A 21120-nucleotide genomic window follows, 5' to 3' on the forward strand; every position below is an offset into this window, starting at 1 on the left:
TACCGGTCCACGCAACAATGCCTACTCGCAATGACGTATACACTTTTATATCTCCGAAAGTTTCTTAGCTTCATCATCTGCAATTAAAGCTTCAACAAACTCATCTAATTGTCCATTTTTAACTACTTCGTCTATCTTATAAAGTGTTAAGTTTATTCTATGGTCGGATACTCTTCCCTGTGGGAAATTATAAGTACGTATCCGCTCCGAACGATCTCCCGAACCTACCTGCCCTCTTCTGCTATCGGCTCTTTCTTGTTCCTTTTTACGTCGTTCTTCTTCATAAATTCTAGCACGTAGAATTTTTAACGCCTTTGCTTTATTTTTATGCTGTGACTTCTCATCTTGTAAGGCTACGGTAATACTGGTAGGAATATGGGTTATACGTACAGCAGAATCGGTAGTATTAACGTGCTGTCCGCCAGCTCCTGAAGCTCTATAAGTATCGATTTTTAAGTCTTTATCTTCAATTTTAATATCAACCTCTTCAGCCTCAGGAAGTACCGCAACCGTTGCTGCCGAAGTGTGAATACGTCCCTGTGATTCCGTTTCCGGTACTCTCTGCACTCTATGAACGCCTGACTCAAATTTGAGCTTAGAGAATACATCTTTACCTTTTATCAACGCCGATGCTTCTTTATAACCGCCTATTCCCATATCGGAAATTGCTAATATCTCAAAACGCCATCCTTTTAACTCAGCATATCTTTGATACATATTAAAAAGTACGGCAGCAAAAAGTGCGGCTTCTTCTCCGCCGCTTCCTGCTCTAACTTCAATAATAGCACTTTTACTATCCGCATCATCTTTCGGTAATAAAGCAATTTTTACGGCTCTTTCAAGTTTTGGTAACGAATTTTCAAGAGTGTGGATTTCGTCTTCAATCATTTCTAAAGTAGCATTATCAAGTCCTACTTCTAGCTTAAAATTATTTGCTTCTTCAAGCTCAGATTTAGCCTTATTATATTCTTTAATTTTTGCTACAACATCTTTAAGTTCAGCATATTCTTTAGATGCCTTAACAAACTCATCTCCCATAATGCCGGAAGATAGTTTTTTACCTAAATTTTCATATTTATCTAAAATTTTTGCTAAATTATCTGAAAAACTCATGTTATTTGTGATTTATTTTTATTATTGTCATACCGCGACTTGATCGCGGTATTCAGCTGTTTTTATGGATCCCGTGGTCAAGCCACGGGATGACAGAGGTGAAATTGATCCACGCAATAATGCCTGCTCGCAATGACGACTTATATCAACATCAAAGCGGGACTCTCTATAAACTTTTTAAATGCTGCCAAGAACTCAGCACCGGCTGCTCCGTCTACTACTCGGTGATCGGCAGAAAGAGTTACGTCCATAATTGTTGCTATAGTTATTTGATCATTCTTGACTATAGCACGTTTTGAGCTACTACCGACGCCCATTATACAACTTTGCGGTGGATTAATTATAGCATTAAAATTCTTAATACCGTACATACCAAGGTTAGAAATGGTAAACCCTCCGCCCTGAAATTCTTCAGGGGTTAATTTATTATCTTTTGCTTTCTTTATTAATTCTTTCATTTCACGAGATAGTTCTATAATATTTTTTTGATTGGCATTTTTAACTATCGGCGTAACAAGCCCATTTTCAATTGCTACTGCTACTGAAATGTCAACATTATTGTAATATCTAATCGCATCTTCTCCCCAGCTAGCATTGGCATTTGGCACTTCTTGTAAAGCTTTGGCTACTGCTAAAATAATAAAATCATTAACCGATATCTTTGTTGATTTATCTTCAGAAAAAGATTTATTAATGTCTTCTCTTATATCTAACAATTTATCGACATTACATTCTATAGATAAATAAAAATGCGGAACTGTTTGTTTAGATTCAAGCAGACGCTTGGCTATAATCTTACGGATGTTATTATTTGGTACTAAACGATATTCTTCAGGATTTCTACTAACTATTTTATTATGAACAGTGCTAGAAGTATATGATAAGATATCTTGTTTAACTATTCTACCGTGCGGACCGCTACCTTTCACGCTCTCAAGCCTAATATTCCCCATTTTTGCAAGTCTTTTTGCAAGCGGTGAGGTGAATATTTTACTAGTATCATGTTTTATAACTGCTCCCTGTTCTTCTACATTAGCTATATTCTCGTGGGGTTTTGGAAGATTAGTATCTGTTTTCGGTAACGGTGATACACTATTATTTTTTGCAATAAACGCATCAATGTCCGTTTTTTCTTCACCCTCTTCGCTTAACACGGCAATTAAAGAGTTAACAGGTACATTTTGACTATTTTGTGGGATAACTATTTTGGCAAGTATACCTTCGTCTACTGCTTCTACTTCCATCGTTGCTTTATCGGTTTCAATTTCGACAATTACTTCCCCGGGATTAACTTTGTCCCCTTCTTTTTTTAACCACCTAGCTAGATTTCCTCCCGTCATAGTTGGAGATAAAGCAGGCATTAAAATTTTAATCGGCATAACTTATTTAGATTTGATTTTTTATTATTGTTATTATACTTACACGTCATTGCGAGGAGGTATCGTTGCGTGGATACCACCCTGTCATTGCGGGTAGTCGTAGACTGCGTGGCAATCTCATGAAATAATAACAAACTCCTGAGATTGCTTCGTCAATTGCTATGCAATTCCCTCGCAATGACGGGAAAACCGGTTCACACAACAATACCCGCTTGCAATGACGATTTGAGTAGCTATTGCACCTTAATATCAGGGCTAACTATCATTATCATCTGGTTACCTTCCATTTTAGCATGCTGATCGATTTTAACGAGTCCTTCGAGTCCTACTTCTATACGTTTAAATAGTTCTTGACCGACCTCTTTATGAAGAATCTCTCGCCCTTTAAACCATAAAGAAATTTTTACTTTATCTCTGTCTTTTAAAAATTCTTTTATTTTTCTTAGCTTAGTTTCAAAATCACCTATACTAATATTAGGTTTAAATTTCATCTCTTTAAGTACGACGATTTTTTGCTTTTTGCGTGCTTCATGCAAACGCTTTTTGCTTTCATACTTAAACTTACCAAAATCTAGAATTTTACAGACAGGGGGTACAGCATTCGGTGATATCTCGACTAAGTCAAGACCGGCTCTTTCCGCCATATCTAATGCTTCTCTAATATTTACGATGCCGTGCATTTCGCCGTTTTCGCCTACTAGACGAACTTCTCTAGCTCTGATTCCTCTATTAGCCTTAGGAAAATTATTTTTAGAAATAAAATTTCTCCGTATTATGTTTATAAATAAATATATATTGCATTTAACTTATTTTATTTAAAATTACAAGTAAATAAAATATTTTATCTTTAATTTCATTTAGAAAGCTTTAAAAAAATTGAAACTACAAGGCAAATTCCAAATATTAATAAACAGATTCGTGTTAATTTAGCGACTCTCTCCTGTATTTTCAAGTTTTTTAGGTCTATAGCATGCTTATGAGCTTGTTCTTTTTGTGCCATATGTATTAATTCCTGTAAAGTACCGGGATAAATACTCTCATACTCACTGATTAAATCAATTGGCGGTAATATATGTTCAAATTTTTTACGGTAAAAATTATTATCAGGCTCATTTACACTAAAAGTCTTAGCATAACCTTTATTTAATCTATTATTTTTGTTAAAAAAACGTTTAGTCTCTTTCATATTCCTTTTTTATTTTTTGAAATGTATATAATATATTACTTTCAACTATTTTAAAATAATCAATTAATTGCGTTTCTTTTTTTTGCTGTTGTTTGGAGCTTTTCATATTTATTATATTCTTTAGCTCTGCATATACTAGTTTTATAAAACTTTGTTTCATTGATTATACTAAATTTATAAAATCTTTTTTTGGTATTAGCGGTTCGCCCCAAGATTTATAGCATTATTAAATTTATTGCAACAGGTTATAAAATTTTTATCACATCCGGCAGTAATTTTTACTTCCTCGGCATCTTTAGCATAATCCGGTATAATATCCTCTAATATAATCAAATCACCAAAATTGCTTAGAACTTTACTGCTAAAACGATTTTTGCCGAATATAATTTGACCGCCATTATAATAGCCGTTTTCTTTATCTAAATCTAGTATTCTTAAACTTTTCTTGAGCATTTCTTTAACCTTATATATGCCGCTATATAAAGCTTTATCTATTTTACATAGCATTATTTAAATCCATTGTCGTCGTAATGCCGTTTTCCTCAAAAATACCTTCAATTATTATATGGTTTTGTGCGGAATCGTTAAATTCCGCTTCTTTTAAATCTAAACCGGAATTCGGCAATCTCTCTTCACTTTTTATAGCATGATCGCTATTTGTTAAGTTTAATTCCTCACCGCTAGCTAGCTTAATTTGAAAACAATAAACAAAATTCGCAAGCTTTGTAATCACTTCTTCAATATTATTAGATGATAAAATACTCATATATACTCCTGATAAATAAAGCAGATAGACGAAGTTTAATTTGGAAAAGAGCAAGGCACTTTGAAGCTTATGACCGCAGCGTATATATAATACGTGAGGATTATAAGCGAAAAGTAACGCTGCCAATTTTTCAAATTAAACATGGTACTCAGTGGGTAAAGTGCTATTAAAATCTGTTATAATTGATTTTAAATTAGAAAGAATTAAGTATTCAGGAACAGGAATTTTACGCCATTCTCCCTGTACTGCATTCATATATCCATAAGTTCAGAGTAATCAGATATCCCAAAATCTTTTAAACATACAGAATTTGTTAACTTGCTATGATATAAAAATTTTCCTATATTAATTACAATTTTTATTAAATTACTTAGTTGTTCATTATTAATTCCAAGGTGATTTCCATTTTTATAAAATTCTGATAAATATGCACAAGCATCATTACTTCCTAAAAAAATAGCACCTTGAAAATATAATATGGTATCTACAAATTTTTCTTGTTGCTTAGAAATCTCTTCTTCCAGTAAAGCATCTTTATAAGATTTCTTACCTTTTTCATATAAATATTCATGAGTTAGTTGTATAAATTTTTGAGCTGAAATAGGAGTTTGTTTCATAATCCATATCCCTATAATATATTACACGAATTATCTGAGGTTATTATTTTAACCTCATCTTCATGTATGGTTATTGAGGATACAAGCTCTGAATAGTCTATTGTTACAGATATACAGAGGCTATCAAGAGTGAGATTAAAATTGTCAATAATTTCATACTCATTAAATTACGAAAGGATCTTCACTATTTTGCTTTTGACATATTTCAATAGCTTTTACATGAGCAACAACACTTGGTTTAAAAAATTTTTCATTAATATCTAATGACAATAAGGAAGTATTTATACATTTTTCATTTTTAAGTTCTCTTCCGACTAAGACCATAATATCTCTAAATTGTGTTATATTTATATTTTGAAGTTCATAATCAGACATTTTTTTATTATTTCGTCATATAATTCTACTAAACCTTCACATGCGTTATTATTACCGGTAAATAAGGCACATTTAAAAGCTTTTTCAATTTTATAAAAATCTTGCATTAATGTACGAATGTTATTAGAAGAAAGTTTTTTTAATTCGTTTAATTGCTTATATGCATTTGTTAAAAATGCTTGAGACGTATAACTTGGATTGCTGTTCTCTTGGGGCATATATTTATTACCTTGTTAAATTAGAGCTTAAGTAGAAGTTAACAAAAATTAAATCTACAATTTAAATTTAGTAATATTTTTGCTAAAAGAAAAGTTCGGCAATGGAAAAAGAGATTATTTTTTTGGAAGGTAGTTGCAATATTATTCTGCCGGTACTATCAATATCTTTAAAAAAACCGGTTACTATATCATTTTGATATTTAACGCTAATATTTTCATGTAACTTATAAGCATGTTCTAACCATTTTTCTCTAATAAAAGGAAAACCGTTATTATACCAAATTTGATAATATTTTTCAAAATTCTCTATTAATATCTTAAGTAAAGCTTGTGGTTCTATAGGCGGTAGATTTTCGCCTATTAAGCTAGTAGTAGGCTGGTCGATATTATCAGGGTGATAGGTGATATTAATACCGATACCGATAATAAGGTAATAATTATTTTCTACTTTAACAGATTCAAGAAGTATACCGGCAATTTTCCGACCGTTAATTAATACATCATTGGGCCATTTTAGTTGTACACTGTCATCCCATGGCTTGACCACTGGATCCAAAAAATAACTTGCAGCATCATTGGTTGTTGATTTACTAGATCCCGTGGTCAAGCTACTAGATGACATAGTCAACAATTCTATACTCTCATAAACGGCAAGTGCCGTAACAAAAGATAATTGCGGTAATAATTCTAGCTCTTTATCAGGCTTTATTAGTAAACTTACATGTAAGTTATCTGACCTAGACTGCCAGTTTTTGCCGCTTCTACCACGTCCACTAGTTTGAGATTTGGCAAGTACTGCATAGTTTGAATCAACTTTAGCATTCCGAGCAATTCTCATAGCCTCAGAGCTTGTACTGTCTAGCTTGTCAAAAACAATTAGTTTAAATTTACCGATGTTCATTTTTCCATTGTCACCCCGTGGCTTGACCACGGGGTCCAAATTTTAGCATTTTAAATTGTTTTTCTGGATACCGTGGTCAAGCCACGGGGTAACAGTAGACACCACCTAACTTACCCCCTACTTACATGACTTGTAGCTACGTTATGTTTGCTTTGAATTTTTGGTGCTTCGCTTTTACTTTTAGTTATAAAGCTTTCTAAATCTTGTTTGGTAAATTTAAACTTAGCAATATTTTCATCAAAGGTTTTAGTTTTATCAAATCGTACATCTTTATTTTTATCTATTCCAAGTACCTCAATGAAACTATCTTTTATTTTACTTGAAGCAGCAGGATCGTTTAAGGTATGCAGCAAAACTTTCAATGAGTTTGTATCGGCTTTTAGTGTATTATTACGACTAGTTGCAGCAATAATTACATATTCTTTAAGCTTTTCATTTAATTCTTTTTCGTTTAATGCTCCGGTTTTACAAAATGATAATAACATTTATGCTTTATCATCATGATTTTCAATAACTCCTTCTTGCCATTTAGAAGTATTATTTTCTTTTGACGGAATAAACATTTCTAATAATTTAGTTCCAAATGTTTTATGTAGATTTTTATTATCATAAACTTCATAAACATTTAGTAGAAATTTTTGATGGTCAAATGTTTTATCTGCTTCTTTGCCAAGGTCATGATTATTCAAATGTTCTCTAGTTTGACAATATCCTTTAATATGCAAATAATCAGAATATTTTTGTGCATCTTTGAAATCCAAAGTATCTATTCCGGCAGTATCTAAAATAACGGTGTTTAAAGCATTTTCACGTAACTGCTCATTAGTTTCTCTTAGAGTTTCAGTATATTTAAATTTTCCTCCTACTTTTGCAAGCGTCTTAAATAATACATTAGCTAAAAACTTCACGATATCACTTGGGCTTTCAAATTTTTTTGCACTATATATAGCAATATTTGCATAAGCTTCTATACCCGTACCAAAAGCCATAGCTAGAGTTCTACCTTGCTTTTTAGCTAAGGTAATCTCCTCCATATTATCAGTTACTTCTTTTGTGTCAAATTCCAGTTCATTGCCTTTAAAATATTTTGTCGGTATATTATCTCTATATCCGCCGTCGACATATTTTTTACCATCAATTTCTACCGGCTCAAAAACAAGCGGTATAGAAGCAAAAGCACGGCAAGCTAAAGCAATTTCAACATTTGGCGTATCAAAGCTATTGAAAATAGTTAGTTCGCTTGTCTCTTGCTGAGTTGCCGTAATTACTAAATCCTTATATTGTACGGGATCGTATTTTCGGAGTAACGCTATGTCTTTAAAATATATTTTACCGTCTTTTTGGTTATATCTTCCTCTTAATTCATCAAGAGCTTTATCATCTTTAACATTTACTATATCTGATCTCTGTAAAAAATTTCCTATATTTTCTTTAATAACAAGTTCTAATAGATCATATAAAGGTTTACCGTCTTTATTTAACTGTACTATACCCGCAGAAAATCCTTTTTTCCAAGCAATGTTTATAAATTTGTATTTTTAGAAATTTCTTCAAATCGCTCAGGCGGTGTCCCAAGAACTACCACTGCTGCAGTTATAGCACCGGCGGAAGAACCGGCTACCGCCTTGACATTATCCAAAATACCGGCTTTTTTTGCTGCCTCATAAGCTCCGGAATATATTGCTCCCTTAGCTCCCCCTCCACTAAAAGCTATATATTCGATGGGAGTTTCTTGAGCCTTTTTAATATCCTCTAAATTCATAATTTTACTTAATTAAGTTATCTTCTACAAACTTCCAGTTAATCATATGCTTAATAAATATGTCAATATAATCAGGTCGTTTATTACGATAATCAATATAATAAGCATGTTCCCATACATCACATGCGAGAAGCGGCTTCATACCGTTTGCTATAGGTGTACCGGCATTAGCGGTTTTTATAATTTGTAACCTATTATCGTGATATACAAGCCATGCCCAGCCGCTACCGAAATGCCCTACTGCCTCTTGCTTAAACTGCTCACAAAATCCTTCAAAACTACCGAAATCTTTATTAATTTGTTCTAATATTTTACCACTTGGCTTACCTCCGCCCTGCGGCTTTATTGAATGCCAAAAAAAGGTATGATTCCATATTTGGGCTGCGTTATTAAAAATAGCTGCATTTGAGTTTTGAGAGGACCATTCTATTATTTCTTCTAAATCTTTTTTTTGTAATTCTTCTTTATCTTTGAGTAAATTGTTTAGATTTTGTACATAAGCATTATGATGTTTACCATGATGATAATCAAAAGTCTCGGGAGTAAAATGTAGTTTAAAACTTTCTTTCTCATAAGGTAAATCAGGTAAGATAAAAGGATATGAGGTTTGATTAGATTTGTTGCAATAGGTCATATTTATTTTCTCCTATGTTGGTTTTTATATATTTATAGCGAGAATCAATACGTCATTGCAAGGAAAAATTGGCTTTGTTGCATGGATCGAAAAAAGCACTCGGTGTTATACCGTGGCTTGACCACGGTATCCAGAAAACAACTTAAAATACTAACAATTTTAGTATTTTAAACTGGATCCCGCGATCAAGTCGCGGGATGGACAGTGGTGGAATTGATCCATGCAACAAGACCTGCAGTCGCTCGCAATGACGATTTAGTATCCACGCAGGAATGACATCATAGTAACTTATAAAAATCAGAAGCTAAATAAAGCGATCCGGTTATTATAATATTTGCTTTATTATCGCCGTTTATCTTCTTTATATCACTAATCGCTTCTTTGAGTGAGTCGCTTTCGCTAAAATCAATACCGCTCTTTCTGCCTTCCAATTTTATTGTTTCTGCACTATGGCTTAGTGGTTCGGATAAAACTTTAACACCGTAACCTTTAATTGTCAAACCCTTAAAGTAGGAGCAAAATTCCTCGATATTCCTATTTTTAGTCATACCGAGTATTAAATATATCGGTGATTTTAAATTATCACGAATCCAATTTGCCAAAACTTGAGCTCCACTATTATTATGAGCTGCGTCTACCCAAATTTGAACATTATCACCTATTAATTTAGAATATTTTTTCGGTTCTATTTTTTCGATTCTAGCTCCCCAAATAGTATTTTGTAGTCCTTTAGAGATAATTTCATTGCTGATATTAAATTGTTTATTTATCAAACTTATTAAAGCAATAACGCTTGCAGCATTTATTAATTGATGATCACCAAGTAGCGAAGGAGTCGGAAACTCATAACTAAAATTTCGTGATGAATAAATAAATCCGTTATCCGTCTTTTTAATACCGGAATCATATTCATAACAGAAACTCGGTACTTCTAACTCTTCAGCCTTTGCAAATAATTTTTCATAAACTTCCAAGGCTTGCATACTTATAACGCAAGGAACACAAGACTTCATAATACCAGCTTTTTCAATTGCTATTAGGGGTAATGTATTACCCAGCATATTCATATGATCATATGAAATAGGTGTAATTAAAGTAATTAACGGTCGTTCTACTATATTTGTTGCATCTAATCGTCCGCCAAGTCCCGTTTCTAAAATTAATATATCAGCTTTTGTTTTCTCAAATGCTAGAAATGCTGCTGCCGTAGTACCTTCAAAGAAGCTAGGTTCGATATTAAATTTTTCGCTTGCTACCCTCACCTGCTCACAAACCTGCCATAATTCATTATCCGAGATTTTCTCACCTGCTACTACGATTCGTTCATTAAATTCTAATAAATGAGGAGATGTATAGCAATGTACCTTATAACCGGCAAGCATAAAGATGCTTTTGAGCATAGCGGTACTTGAACCTTTACCGTTTGTACCTGCTATATGTATGACGGGAGGAAGCCTTAAATGAGGATTACCTAAGGCTTTTAAAAGCCTTGATACATTTTCAAGATCATATTTAATATTATTTTTCCAGGTCGGCACCGGAAAATGCGGCATTAGCATTTGTTACTGTTTTTTTGCTTTAATAATATAATCAGTTCCACCTCTGTCACCCCGTGGCTTGTCCACGGGGTCTAGTTAAAAAATACTAATAATTATTAGTATTTTTAAGTTATATTTTTGGATACCGTGGTCAAGCCACAGCATGACACTAAAATAGTCAAATTTTGAAGTTCATCGAGTTTTTGGTTTTACTACATTAATAAGTCCAATTAATTAATACTGATTTAATTATTCCCGGTATTATAAAAGGTAATACACCACCATAAAATGCACCGCTTGGTCCTAAGAGTTTAGAAAGCCACATCCAGCCAAAACTCATAATAATTATATTACCGATTAAACATAAAGATACCTGATTTAACCATTTATTAGAAGTAAAAATTTTATCTTCTAAGCTAGTCATAATATATACGGCAATTACAAAACCCGCTAGATATCCTGCGGTGGGACCGAATAATATTCGTAACCCGCTCGAAAACTCTCCAAACACAGGGATTCCCATTGCTCCAAGAGTTATGTAAGATAGTATAGTTAAAGATGCAGTAGTCTTATTATATGTAAGTCCGATGAACATCACTGCAACGGTTTGCAATGAAATAAATATAGGCTTCATAGGTGTTACTATTTGTGAACAAATAGTAAGTAATGCCACTCCTAAAACTATTTCTATTACTTGCCTTTTGGTTAACGGTAGTGAGATTGAATTAACTTGTATAAAATTGCCTCATAATTTATTTTTAAGTAATTACACTAAATAGAATTATATAATGTCCTTGTCAAGAATATAAAAATGAAAATAAAAATTTATAATGATCTAGGAGTTTCAAAAGAAAGTATTAAGCATTGTGTGCATACCTTAAGACTTTATGCTCCAAAGTATAACGTAGATTATATTACTGCACAAGAAATTATAGGCGAAAAGTGGGTTCAAAACACCTTATTACTTATTTTACTTGGTGGAAGAGATTTATACTATGTACCTTACTACATGACAATTTTTCATTTTATCATCTTTGGATATTGGAATATCAAGGACAACAGCTGTATCCAACGTACTAATTGAGTAGAAATATTATACAAGATATTATATCTAATCCAACACGAAATATACTATTTTGCCTATAACCATGTTTTTTAATAACTATTGGTTTATCTAAAACTATAATCTCTCCAGTTTGATAAGCTAGGCAAAATGCAATAGACAATATTTGCATCAATGTATCTAATCGTAAATCATTAGTAATATGAGTTGCTTCACAGTTGAATCCTGCTGATTTAAAAGCTTTGAACATTGTTTCAATTTGCCATCTTTGAGCATATAATCTCAGCAGGATTTTTGATCTCATCACTATGTATTAAGACTGCAAGTTCACTCTTCTTATTTCTGATCCCTACTACATTAAATATTTCACCTTTTGTACCAATTCTACGTTGTGACAAACTCACATGCGATCCTATGGCTAGAGGGCGAAATAACTCTTGTATTTTAACCATTTTTCCCTTTGCATTACTGATATATTGTCTATTTTCTCTAACTCGAAAAACGTATCTTATTTGATTTGTTCTAAGCCAAGAGAGCCATTCCTTACCTATAAATTCTCTATCAGCGGTTAATGCTTCAATGCGGTTTTTGTCAAAAACTTCTAAAAAACACTCCATCAGATCAATACGCTCAATATAATCAGAGTTACCACACTTTTTATCACTTAGAAAATTCCAAAAAGGGGGATCGCTATACCATGAAAACTGACAGCTAAATATAAAATATTTATATGTCGTTTACCAAATTTCCAATTCGTTCTATCTAAACACAATACCCATTTTTGCTCCTGCTCAAACCCAGTCATCATGACTAACATAACAGGTAATACTCTCCATGATATTGAGATTTCAGAGATAAATCTTTGCATCCTTCTATACCATGAAGCTGCTTTAATCCCAGACGGCATTCTATTGCATAATAATGACATGTTTACTGTCCTGCTGTTAAGCATTGAAATGATAAATAATCCTAAACATTTTGCTCTTGATAAATTAAGCGAAATATGTTTTTGTAATAATTCGACTAGAGGGGCGGAATGATCTTTCATATGTAAACCAAGTTCTTTCCCCGTTATCATCATGAATTATCAGCAAAATTCAATCCTTTAGTCCTTACATCTCTAAAAATTGTCATGTAGTAAGACTATGTACAAAAATTGCAAGGTAAAGGAAATGCTAATATAAAAAATTATTTAAAAAATGGCGGTAATTTTCTTGGGATATGTGCAGGCAGTTACTATAGCGGTAACTATGTAGAATTCGCTAAAGGAACAAATATAGAGGTTATAGGTGAAAGAGAATTAAAGATTTTCAATGGAACGGTTAGAGGACCGCTGCTTGCTCCTTATTATTACAACTCACATAAAGGAGTAAGAGCCGCTTATCTAAAAATAAATCCAACACTTAATTTAAATATTAAGGATTGTTATGCTTTTTATAATGGCGGTGGATATTTTGTTGATGCAGAAAATACTAAAGATACTGAAATAATAGCAAGTTATGAAGATAATAAACCTGCAATAATAAAATGTACTTACGGTGATGGGAAAGCTATTTTAAGTGGAGTTCATCTTGAATATGAGCCTGCACTCATAAAAAATCAATCTCTTAATAATATTCGCAAAATACTAAAAGCTCATGATACGGAAAGAATCAAATTATTAAATTATATATTAGACTTCTTCGGAAACTCGCTTATAGAGAGAAATTTGTAGGAAACACGCAGCACAGCACCACAGCGTACATAGAAGTACGTGAGAGAGGATGCGAGCAGCGGATTGACGCACAAATTACCTCTAGAAGTAGAGTTCCCGAAGAAGTCTATTCAAAAATCTAAATCTGGATAATAGTTCGGAGGGGTAAAGCCCGGGATTCTATCTTGTAGTAATAACCTAAAAGCGGGTCTTGATTTAATTAGTGAATACCAATGTTTGATAAGCGTCCATTTATCCCAATAAATCTCACCGAAATAATCGAGTACCGATAAGTGACAACTTGCGGCAATATCGGCAATAGTTAAAGAATCCGATACAAGATAACTTCTTTTTTCTAGTAAAGAAGTTATATATTCTAAATGATAATTTAAATTATTTTTTGCAGCACGTAAAAACTCGGTTCGTGGGCTGCTCATTTTAGCAATTGATCTTATAACTTTTTCATCGATAATAATCTTAGTAACTTCACGATAAAATTTATCGTTAAACCAAAAAAATAATCTCCGAATTTCACAGCAAATATCAATATCTTCATCTAAACAATTAAAATTCGGATACTTGCTATTAAGATATTCAACAAAAGGATAAATACCTACCACAAATAAGCCGTATGATTCTTCTAAAATAGGCAATGTTCCGGCAGGATTTATTTTTAAGAAATCTTTATTGAATTGCCAATAATCTTCTTTAATCGTAGTAAATTCTATATCTAATTCTTTTAAGAAGACACGGGCTTGTCTTGAAAGAGGACAAATAGGATAATGATATAACTTTTTCATTAAATTTATGTCATAATAAGTTCGGTGTCATCTCGTGGTCTTGTCCTATATTGTACAAACACTTCGTATGTCATTCCTGCGAAAACAGGAATCCAGAAAAATATAAGTACACATTTGATAAAACAAGTCTATAAAAAAAACAAGTTTTTTATAGATTTTGCTAGATTCCTGCTTTCGCAGGAATGACATAAGGGCCACGGGATTACAATAAGGTCTATAAGCCGGATTCTGTATGAATAGAAATTCATTGCAGTTATTTATCTAGGATAAACGTTGCCGTTTACCTCAAGCGATCTACCCGCATTACAAGCCGGTTAGAGATAACCCGGGAACTTGATAAGTTCTGTAACGCCTATTTGATCTTGCTCTTGGTGGGGTTTACCATGCGTAATTTGTTACCAACTTACCGGTACGCTCTTACCGTACCTTTTCACCCTTACCGAAAATACTAATATAGAACTTCAAAATTTGAAGTTGTGTCAAAATATTCATATTCGGCGGTATATTTTCTGTGGTACTTTCCCTAAAGTAATAATACTCTGCCGGAGGTTAACCGGCACCATACCTCTATAGAGTCCGGACTTTCCTCGTGATCTATAGCTTTGCTATATCATCACGCAACTGCACGACCGTTTAGAATTATGGTCAATTTTCTTAAATTAGTCAATAACATTTAGAAGAAGTTCAATTAACTTATTAGGTTCTGTGAAGGTTTCTAATTGATTTGCTATTTTGAGATATTTTTTAGCGAAAATTAATAAGATTTTTTTTGAAAATTTGACTTTTGTACACAATAATTAAATTAGTAAGTATAATAACAAATTTAAAATTTCAACTATTTTATTAAAGATATTCTTAATTTAACATTGCTACTATTTTTTTCATACTGTATAAATATGTATTTAATGCTTCTAAACACATAAATTGTTAGCAAATTTTGATATATGATATGAAAAAATTAATTTATTATTTTGGCAGTAATGGTAGTGATGGAAACGCTAGCATGAAGAATATACTTGGTAACAAAGGTGCCGGTCTTGCTGAAATGTCTAACCTAAAACTACCTATTCCTGATGGTTTTACAATAACTACAGAGCTATGTAATTACTTTTATACCCACAATAATAACTTTCCTAAAAATTTTCAAAGCGACTTAAAAAAAGCTATCACCGAACTTGAAATAACTACCGGTAAAATTTTCGGCAGTACAAGCAATCCTTTGTTATTATCGGTGCGTTCGGGCTCTACGATTTCAATGCCTGGAATGATGGATACTATCCTTAATCTTGGAATGAATAACGAAGTGTGTAATGCTCTTGCGGATTCCTGCGGTGATAAACGATTTGCTCTTGATAGTTACAAAAGATTTTTAGAAATGTACGGTTCAACGGTATTATCTATACCTAGTGATCTATTTGCACAAATTTATGAAAAGCACAAGATTCAAGCCGATATTTATAAAGATAACGATATTACCTTAGAATTATTAGAAAAAATTATTGATGATTTCAAACGGTTGCATATTAAGTATACTAAGCAACTAATTAATGATCCTTATGAACAGTTAGAATCGGCAATTAAAGTGGTGCTACATTCTTGGATGAGTAATAGAGCGATTATATATAGAAAAATCAATAATATTTCGGAGGATTTCGGTACAGCTATTAATATTCAAGCAATGGTTTTTGGTAATTTAGGTAAAACTTCAGCTACGGGAGTTGCTTTTACTAGATCACCTTCTACAGGAGAAAAAAAGCTCTTTGGAGAGTTTTTAATAAATGCTCAAGGTGAAGACATAGTATCGGGAACTAGAACACCTATGCCTATTATTGCAAATGATTCAAATTCTATGCAAGCAATGATGCCGGAAGTGTTTAAGGAGTTATCACAAATTGCGAAAAAGCTTGAAGAACATTACTTAGATATGCAGGATATAGAATTCACTATAGAAAATAATAAGCTATATATCTTGCAAACACGTACCGCAAAAAGAACAGCCATCGCTGCTATTAATATTGCCGTACAAATGGTAGAAGAAAAGCTTATTTCTAAAGAACAAGCCTTAATGCGAATTGATCCGGAATCATTAAATCAATTATTACATACAAGAATTGATTACAGTAAGGGGCTTACTTCTATTGCCGAGGGGCTACCTGCTTCTCCTGGGGCTGCAACAGGTATTGCAGTATTCTCACCTTATGATGCCGAAAAATTATCTCATCATCATAAAGTAATTTTAGTACGCCATGATACTAGTCCCGAGGATATTAACGGAATGCATGTTTCTTCAGGTATTTTAACTATTAGAGGGGGAATGACTTCACATGCCGCAGTTGTGGCAAGAGGTATGGGGAAGCCTTGTGTTTGCGGCACAAGTAATTTATCTATAGATGAGAAAAAGCAAATATTAACAGCAGGCGACATAGTTATTAAACAAGGTGATATTATAACGATTGACGGAGGTAGTGGTAAAATCTTCTTAGGTGAAATGCCGTTAATTCAACCTACTTTCAGTGAGGAATCAAAATTAATTTTAGATTGGGCAGACGAGATTAGTAGCTTAAAAGTTCGTGCAAATGCTGAAACGGTTAACGATGCTTTAGTATCTATAAAGTTTGGAGCTCAAGGTATAGGTTTGTGTCGTAGCGAACATATGTTTTTTGATAAAAATAAAATTCCTTTAGTAAGGGAAATGATTATTGCTCCTGATATAGAACGGAGAAAGCTTGCTGTGCAGAAATTATTACCTCTGCAAACTGAGGATTTTAAAGCTTTATTCAGAGTAATGAAAGATAAACCAGTAAATATTAGATTACTTGATCCGCCGTTGCATGAGTTTTTACCTACCACCGAAGAAGATAAAAAGAATTTGGCAAATAGCTTAAATCTACCTTTATCCATGATTAATCAACGTCTTCATGCTATGCATGAAGTAAATCCTATGCTCGGTCACCGTGGATGTAGACTTGGTATATGTTCGCCGGAAATTTACCAAATGCAAATTGAAGCAATTTTTACAGCTATTTTTGAGCTACATAAAAAAGAACATATAGAATGTAACTTAGAACTAATGATTCCTTTAATTAGCAATGTAGGTGAAATAAAAAAGCTTAAAATGGATATTTATGAGGTAATAGAGGAATTAGAGCAACGTTATAGATATAAATTTTCCTTTACGCTCGGTACTATGATAGAACTACCAAGGGCAGCACTCGGCAGTAAGAAAATAGCTAAGGAAGTTGACTATTTTAGTTTTGGTACTAATGATTTAACTCAAACTACCTACGGAATTTCTAGAGATGATATTGCTTCCTTCCTTCCATATTATTTAGAAACGAAGATTTTTGAATCCGATCCATTTACTACTCTAGATGAAGAAGGTGTAGGAGAATTAATTGAAATTGCTATAAAACGAGGAAAAAGCAGTAATGCTAATTTGAAACTCGGAGCTTGCGGGGAGCATGCAGGAAACCCTAGCTCTACAGAATTTTTTCACAGAATGAATTTAAACTATGTTTCTTGCTCTCCATACCGAATCCCTATAGCAAGAATTGCCGCAGCACAAGCTAAAATTAAACATGGGTGATAATATATAATCATTGCGAGGAGACACTACCCCGTCATTGCGAGCGGTCGAAGACCGTGTGGCAATCTTGTCAAATATCCTGAGATTGCTTCGTCAAAATTTTCAATTTTTCCTCGCAATGACGGAAAAATTATTTACAAATTAATATGATCATAATATCGATATTAAGCATTTTTGGGGTTTCGTCTTTTTTTGCCAAATATTTCAAAACAAAATTGACTTTCGTTATTCCTGTAACAATCAGCATATTAGTACCGGTTTTATATTGTTTTGCTATGTTAAAGCTATTACCGGTTGCAACATATGTAAGTTATTTCATCGGTATATTTTTAGCTTTCATGTCATTCCTGCATTTCATAGGCGTTGTTGCAGGGGGTAGCTCCGCTCCTGTCATCCCGCGACTTGATCGCGGGATCCAATTAAAAATGTTTAGTATTTTTAAGTTATATTTTTGGATACCGTGGTCAAGCCACGGTATGACACCGCACGCATTTCTTGATCTACGTAATAATACCTCCTTCATGTCATTCCTACGAAAGCAGGAATCTAGAAAAAATATAATTGAAATCATTGTATTTACTTTATTGATTCTTTTATTTTTTCTTTATACCAGAGATGCATCGCTGCATGCTTATGATGATTTCTCACATTGGGGGATATTTACTAAAGAATTGCTATATTTCGGTGTTTTTAAGAATCAGTCTTTGTTAACCTCCATTATTACTACTCATGCCCATTATCCAAGAGGAGCTGCTGTTTATCATTATTTTGTGCTGTTACTTTCAGGTTATTCGGACGGTAACGTATTATTTGCTCATTTCTTATTACATTTAGCATTTCTAGCTCCTTTAGCCGCAAATAAGAAATTGTGGCAAACCAGTGTGTTGTTCACACTTTTGCTTTGTAGTGTAGTATTATATACGACCGGAATTCGCTCAATATATAACGATAGTACTATTGGCTTAATGTTCGGAGCTATTTTTGCAATTTATATCCTTGAGGAAGACAAGAAAAAAGCATTATTGCTTATTTTACCTATTACGATATTACTTGCCTCTTTCCGAGAAATTGGAACATGGTTTGCTAGTTTTGCTTCAGTAATTCTTATAGCTCATTATACAATTTTTTATAAAAAACATAAAAAATCAAGTGATTACATTATATATCTAATTCTACTTACCTTACCGATTTTATGTAATTTTATTTGGATGAGTTATTTTAAAAATACTCATGATTTTTTTGACAGAGGGGAACATAGTTTTAGCAATTTAGTATATATTGCTGAAAATTTTAATGAACAGCATAGATCATTATTACTAAATTACGGTAAATTTCTCTTGTTATTCTTAGTAAAAGAAGGAAGTTTAGTTGTATATACTATTTGTATAGCTGCATGGTACGGAATTCGTAAATATAAACCTGATTTGTTGAAAGAATATAAATTTTTCCTGATAAGTACGTTTGCGTGTTTTATAATTTTTGCTTTGTGGCGGTTATATTTATATTTCTTTAACTTTAGTTATGAGGAGGCAATTAGAGGAGCATCGTTACTTAGATATCTAGGATGCTATGTTATCGGTATCGGAATGATTGCAGCTGCATATATTAAAAATAGTATTTTCTTAAATAAGCAAAGTAATAAAGAGTTATTTATATTTCTTTTGCTTCTTGCTGTTTCTACGTTTTCCGTAGTAAAAAATATACTAAGAATCAAGCACTTAAACTTAGAACAAAAGAATTTTATCCAGCAAACTACAGAGATTAAAAAGCTATTGGAGCAAGGAAATAAAATTGAATTTAACTTTAGCGGTAAGAAAGATAATTTACAATGTTATATATTAAATTATAATCTAGCACCGTATTTAGGGAAAAAATCTTTACAAGAGTGTATAAAAGCTCCTAAAGAAGCGATTATAGAAACAGAGAAAGAAGCAGTATACGCTCCCTTTAAATAGCGTTGAGGATTTGTTGCACAGCTCCTATGTCATTCCAGCAACGGCGGGAATCCAAACTTTTTTGTTGTCATACCGTGGCTTGACCACGGTATCCAAAAAAACAACTAGTATTAGTTGTTTTAATATTTTTACTGGATCCCGCAATCAAGTCGTGGTATGACAGACAATAAAAAACTGGTCTACGCGAGAATAACATAAAACCAATATAGATTTTAACAATAATGGATATAAAATATAATTTAGCTGCCGCTTACCGAATAATGGCGTATTTATCGCTGGATTATCATACTTATACGCATCTATCCGCAAGACCTGAAAATGCCGATTTTTACTATATTTATCCTTTTGGACTAAGGTTTGAAGAAGTAACTACAGAGAATCTTTTAAAAGTTAGTTTAGACGGAAAAATTTTAGAAGGGGAAAAATATCAATATAATAAAACCGGTTACTTTATTCATGGTAGTATTTATAAAGCACGCTCTGATATTTCTGCCATTTTTCATTATCATACTCCTGCAGCTATTGCCGTTTCTGCTTTAAAATGCGGGCTTTTACCGATCAGTCAATGGGCATTACATTTTTACGATAGAATATCATATCATGATTATAATTCTCTAAAAGAACAAAAGCTTATAATCCCTTCCGTAGAAATATGTAAGCAGACGGAAAAAGACTTATTATCGTTTGAAAAAGATTTAGGCAAACGTGACTGGGAAGCTTGGCTGCGACTTGTGAAAATGTGATTTTTGCTTCTCATCTCCTTCTTGTAGTTTAGCCATACTCCCATATCAGAAAACTAAAAATATCAACTTATTAATTCTAAAGAATAAGGAGGATCTTCATGCCCTATTGTTACCATTCCGCTATGTTCATATACTTTTTGTACTAAGTAACGCGAGTTTCGTATTCAAAAAGTCGCTGAATAGCTGATAGTAACTGGGTTACGGGGATCTTGATAATACTGTTTTTGTTATAAAGTGAGTACAAAATACAAATTGCTAACTAAAGAACCCTCAGCTATAAGCTGAGGGGTTATAAAGTGGAATCGATTAGAAATCGATCATCATTCACAGGTTCACCTTCCTGTTCATCAATATAGTGCTGTATCATTTCATCAGTTATATTACCTGAACTGACCGCCATATAGCCCCTAGCCCACAAATGATTGCCCCAAAATTGTTTTCTTAAATGAGCAAATTCTTGCAATAAAATTCTTGAGCTACTACCTTTTAAATACTGTACTAACTTGCTAAGAGATATTTGTGATTTATATGAGATAAACATATGCACGTGATCACATGATATTTTCCCTGAAATTATATATACTTCATGTTCCATACAAATCTGCCTTAGTAAATCTCTAGCCCTTTCCGCTACTTTGCCTATCAATACTCTCTTCCTATATTTTGGTATCCATATAAGATGTACTTTTAAATCATACTGACTATGACTATTCTTTCTATAACTTCTCATGTTTCTTGATATAAATTCATTGCTAAAGCAATTTCATTATATCTTCCCTTCGCCTGAAGGC

20 protein-coding genes, 1 other RNA gene and 6 pseudogenes are annotated in these 21120 nt (G+C 32.9%); 7 read left to right on the forward strand and 20 right to left on the reverse strand.

The features are described from left to right. Nucleotides 1-45: 45 nt before the first annotated feature. The 12 genes and pseudogenes from prfA to REIS_RS05350 form a co-directional block, all read right to left on the reverse strand. On the reverse strand, nucleotides 46-1113 hold the full coding sequence (gene prfA / locus REIS_RS05280) for a peptide chain release factor 1 (RefSeq protein WP_008580220.1): 1068 nt from the start codon (nucleotides 1111-1113) through the stop codon (nucleotides 46-48). A 140-nt stretch (nucleotides 1114-1253) separates the two neighbouring features. Then, entirely contained in the window at nucleotides 1254-2492 is a 1239-nt protein-coding gene (locus REIS_RS05285) for a pyruvate dehydrogenase complex dihydrolipoamide acetyltransferase (RefSeq protein WP_008580221.1), read from the reverse strand. Nucleotides 2493-2725: 233 nt separating this feature from the next. Then, nucleotides 2726-3286, reverse strand: coding sequence for a translation initiation factor IF-3 (infC, locus tag REIS_RS05290; RefSeq protein ID WP_081819141.1), 561 nt, complete (start codon nucleotides 3284-3286; stop codon nucleotides 2726-2728). A 59-nt stretch (nucleotides 3287-3345) separates the two neighbouring features. Then, nucleotides 3346-3678 carry a DUF2335 domain-containing protein gene (locus tag REIS_RS05295; RefSeq protein WP_008580223.1) on the reverse strand — a complete coding sequence of 111 codons (333 nt, stop codon included), beginning with the start codon at nucleotides 3676-3678 and terminating at the stop codon, nucleotides 3346-3348. Further along, the gene (locus REIS_RS14930; RefSeq protein WP_008580225.1) at nucleotides 3665-3838 is read right to left on the reverse strand and encodes a hypothetical protein; all 174 of its coding nucleotides are present in this window, start codon (nucleotides 3836-3838) and stop codon (nucleotides 3665-3667) included. The genes REIS_RS05295 and REIS_RS14930 overlap by 14 nt, the downstream gene beginning before the upstream one ends. A gap of 3 nt (nucleotides 3839-3841) precedes the next feature. Further along, nucleotides 3842-4185, reverse strand: a pseudogene (locus tag REIS_RS12720) (phage BR0599 family protein). Next, the gene (locus tag REIS_RS05305; RefSeq protein WP_008580227.1) at nucleotides 4175-4444 is read right to left on the reverse strand and encodes a hypothetical protein; all 270 of its coding nucleotides are present in this window, start codon (nucleotides 4442-4444) and stop codon (nucleotides 4175-4177) included. Before REIS_RS05305 ends, REIS_RS12720 begins: the two are co-directional and overlap by 11 nt. Nucleotides 4445-4695: 251 nt before the next feature. Next, nucleotides 4696-5061 (reverse strand): hypothetical protein, encoded by a 366-nt coding sequence (locus tag REIS_RS15725; protein ID WP_008580229.1) that lies wholly within the window; start codon nucleotides 5059-5061, stop codon nucleotides 4696-4698. Between the two features lie 162 nt (nucleotides 5062-5223). After that, a complete protein-coding gene (locus tag REIS_RS15730) occupies nucleotides 5224-5436 on the reverse strand; it encodes a hypothetical protein (protein WP_233466336.1) in 213 nt (70 codons plus the stop codon). A 300-nt stretch (nucleotides 5437-5736) separates the two neighbouring features. Beyond that, nucleotides 5737-6555 carry a biotin--[acetyl-CoA-carboxylase] ligase gene (locus REIS_RS05325; RefSeq protein WP_037214288.1) on the reverse strand — a complete coding sequence of 273 codons (819 nt, stop codon included), beginning with the start codon at nucleotides 6553-6555 and terminating at the stop codon, nucleotides 5737-5739. 110 nt (nucleotides 6556-6665) lie between these two features. Next, a pseudogene (locus REIS_RS17270) lies at nucleotides 6666-8317 on the reverse strand (patatin-like phospholipase family protein). Nucleotides 8318-8321: 4 nt separating this feature from the next. Further along, nucleotides 8322-8951, reverse strand: coding sequence for a superoxide dismutase (locus REIS_RS05350; RefSeq protein WP_008580236.1), 630 nt, complete (start codon nucleotides 8949-8951; stop codon nucleotides 8322-8324). Between the two features lie 77 nt (nucleotides 8952-9028). On the opposite strand from REIS_RS05350, the pseudogene REIS_RS17775 reads away from it, so the two are divergent. After that, nucleotides 9029-9185: pseudogene (locus REIS_RS17775) on the forward strand (MFS transporter); the annotation flags it as partial. A gap of 44 nt (nucleotides 9186-9229) precedes the next feature. Here the strand turns inward: REIS_RS17775 and REIS_RS05355 are convergent. Both REIS_RS05355 and REIS_RS05360 read right to left on the reverse strand, forming a co-directional pair. Next, nucleotides 9230-10510, reverse strand: coding sequence for a folylpolyglutamate synthase/dihydrofolate synthase family protein (locus REIS_RS05355; RefSeq protein WP_008580237.1), 1281 nt, complete (start codon nucleotides 10508-10510; stop codon nucleotides 9230-9232). A 171-nt stretch (nucleotides 10511-10681) separates the two neighbouring features. Next, a pseudogene (locus REIS_RS05360) lies at nucleotides 10682-11225 on the reverse strand (biotin transporter BioY). A 75-nt stretch (nucleotides 11226-11300) separates the two neighbouring features. Here REIS_RS05360 and REIS_RS05365 point away from each other — a divergent pair. Next, nucleotides 11301-11489 (forward strand): annotated as a pseudogene (locus REIS_RS05365) (BPL-N domain-containing protein); the annotation flags it as partial. A 76-nt stretch (nucleotides 11490-11565) separates the two neighbouring features. On the opposite strand, the gene REIS_RS15755 reads toward REIS_RS05365, so the two are convergent. Genes REIS_RS15755 through REIS_RS05375 form a run of 3 tightly spaced genes read right to left on the reverse strand, consistent with a single transcriptional unit; the run spans nucleotide 11566 to nucleotide 12633 of the window. After that, nucleotides 11566-11802 carry a hypothetical protein gene (locus REIS_RS15755; RefSeq protein ID WP_050755367.1) on the reverse strand — a complete coding sequence of 79 codons (237 nt, stop codon included), beginning with the start codon at nucleotides 11800-11802 and terminating at the stop codon, nucleotides 11566-11568. Between the two features lie 4 nt (nucleotides 11803-11806). Further along, nucleotides 11807-12169 carry a transposase gene (locus tag REIS_RS15760; RefSeq protein ID WP_008580243.1) on the reverse strand — a complete coding sequence of 121 codons (363 nt, stop codon included), beginning with the start codon at nucleotides 12167-12169 and terminating at the stop codon, nucleotides 11807-11809. Between the two features lie 47 nt (nucleotides 12170-12216). Beyond that, nucleotides 12217-12633, reverse strand: a complete 417-nt coding sequence (locus REIS_RS05375) for a hypothetical protein (RefSeq protein ID WP_008579269.1) — start codon at nucleotides 12631-12633, stop codon at nucleotides 12217-12219. A gap of 75 nt (nucleotides 12634-12708) precedes the next feature. Between REIS_RS05375 and REIS_RS05380 the strand changes: the two genes are divergently transcribed. Together REIS_RS05380 and REIS_RS12745 are read left to right on the forward strand one after the other, a co-directional pair. Further along, a complete protein-coding gene (locus REIS_RS05380) occupies nucleotides 12709-13266 on the forward strand; it encodes a BPL-N domain-containing protein (protein WP_256377105.1) in 558 nt (185 codons plus the stop codon). After that, nucleotides 13209-13389, forward strand: a pseudogene (locus REIS_RS12745) (palindromic element RPE1 domain-containing protein); the annotation flags it as partial. The gene REIS_RS05380 and the pseudogene REIS_RS12745, both read left to right, overlap by 58 nt. On the opposite strand, the gene REIS_RS05385 reads toward REIS_RS12745, so the two are convergent. After that, complete coding sequence (locus REIS_RS05385; RefSeq protein ID WP_008580244.1) at nucleotides 13377-14045, reverse strand: glutathione S-transferase family protein; 669 nt, start codon at nucleotides 14043-14045, stop codon at nucleotides 13377-13379. The pseudogene REIS_RS12745 and the gene REIS_RS05385 sit on opposite strands and share 13 nt — an antisense overlap. 201 nt (nucleotides 14046-14246) lie before the next feature. Further along, an RNA gene (rnpB, locus tag REIS_RS11490) (RNase P RNA component class A) lies at nucleotides 14247-14682 on the reverse strand. A gap of 312 nt (nucleotides 14683-14994) precedes the next feature. On the opposite strand from rnpB, the gene ppdK reads away from it, so the two are divergent. The 3 genes from ppdK to REIS_RS05400 all read left to right on the forward strand — a co-directional run bounded on the left by ppdK (nucleotide 14995) and on the right by REIS_RS05400 (nucleotide 20329). Next, complete coding sequence (ppdK, locus tag REIS_RS05390) at nucleotides 14995-17631, forward strand: pyruvate, phosphate dikinase (protein WP_008580245.1); 2637 nt, start codon at nucleotides 14995-14997, stop codon at nucleotides 17629-17631. Between the two features lie 146 nt (nucleotides 17632-17777). Further along, complete coding sequence (locus tag REIS_RS17780; RefSeq protein WP_008580246.1) at nucleotides 17778-19586, forward strand: hypothetical protein; 1809 nt, start codon at nucleotides 17778-17780, stop codon at nucleotides 19584-19586. A 221-nt stretch (nucleotides 19587-19807) separates the two neighbouring features. Further along, nucleotides 19808-20329: a class II aldolase/adducin family protein gene (locus tag REIS_RS05400; protein ID WP_008580247.1), complete on the forward strand. Its 522-nt coding sequence runs from the start codon at nucleotides 19808-19810 to the stop codon at nucleotides 20327-20329. 289 nt (nucleotides 20330-20618) lie between these two features. Here REIS_RS05400 and tnpA read toward each other — a convergent pair whose 3' ends face one another. Further along, complete coding sequence (tnpA, locus tag REIS_RS05405; protein ID WP_008579210.1) at nucleotides 20619-21059, reverse strand: IS200/IS605 family transposase; 441 nt, start codon at nucleotides 21057-21059, stop codon at nucleotides 20619-20621. Between the last annotated feature and the right edge of the window lie 61 nt (nucleotides 21060-21120).

This window comes from Rickettsia endosymbiont of Ixodes scapularis (genome assembly GCF_000160735.1).
GTDB classification, from domain to species: domain Bacteria; phylum Pseudomonadota; class Alphaproteobacteria; order Rickettsiales; family Rickettsiaceae; genus Rickettsia; species Rickettsia tamurae.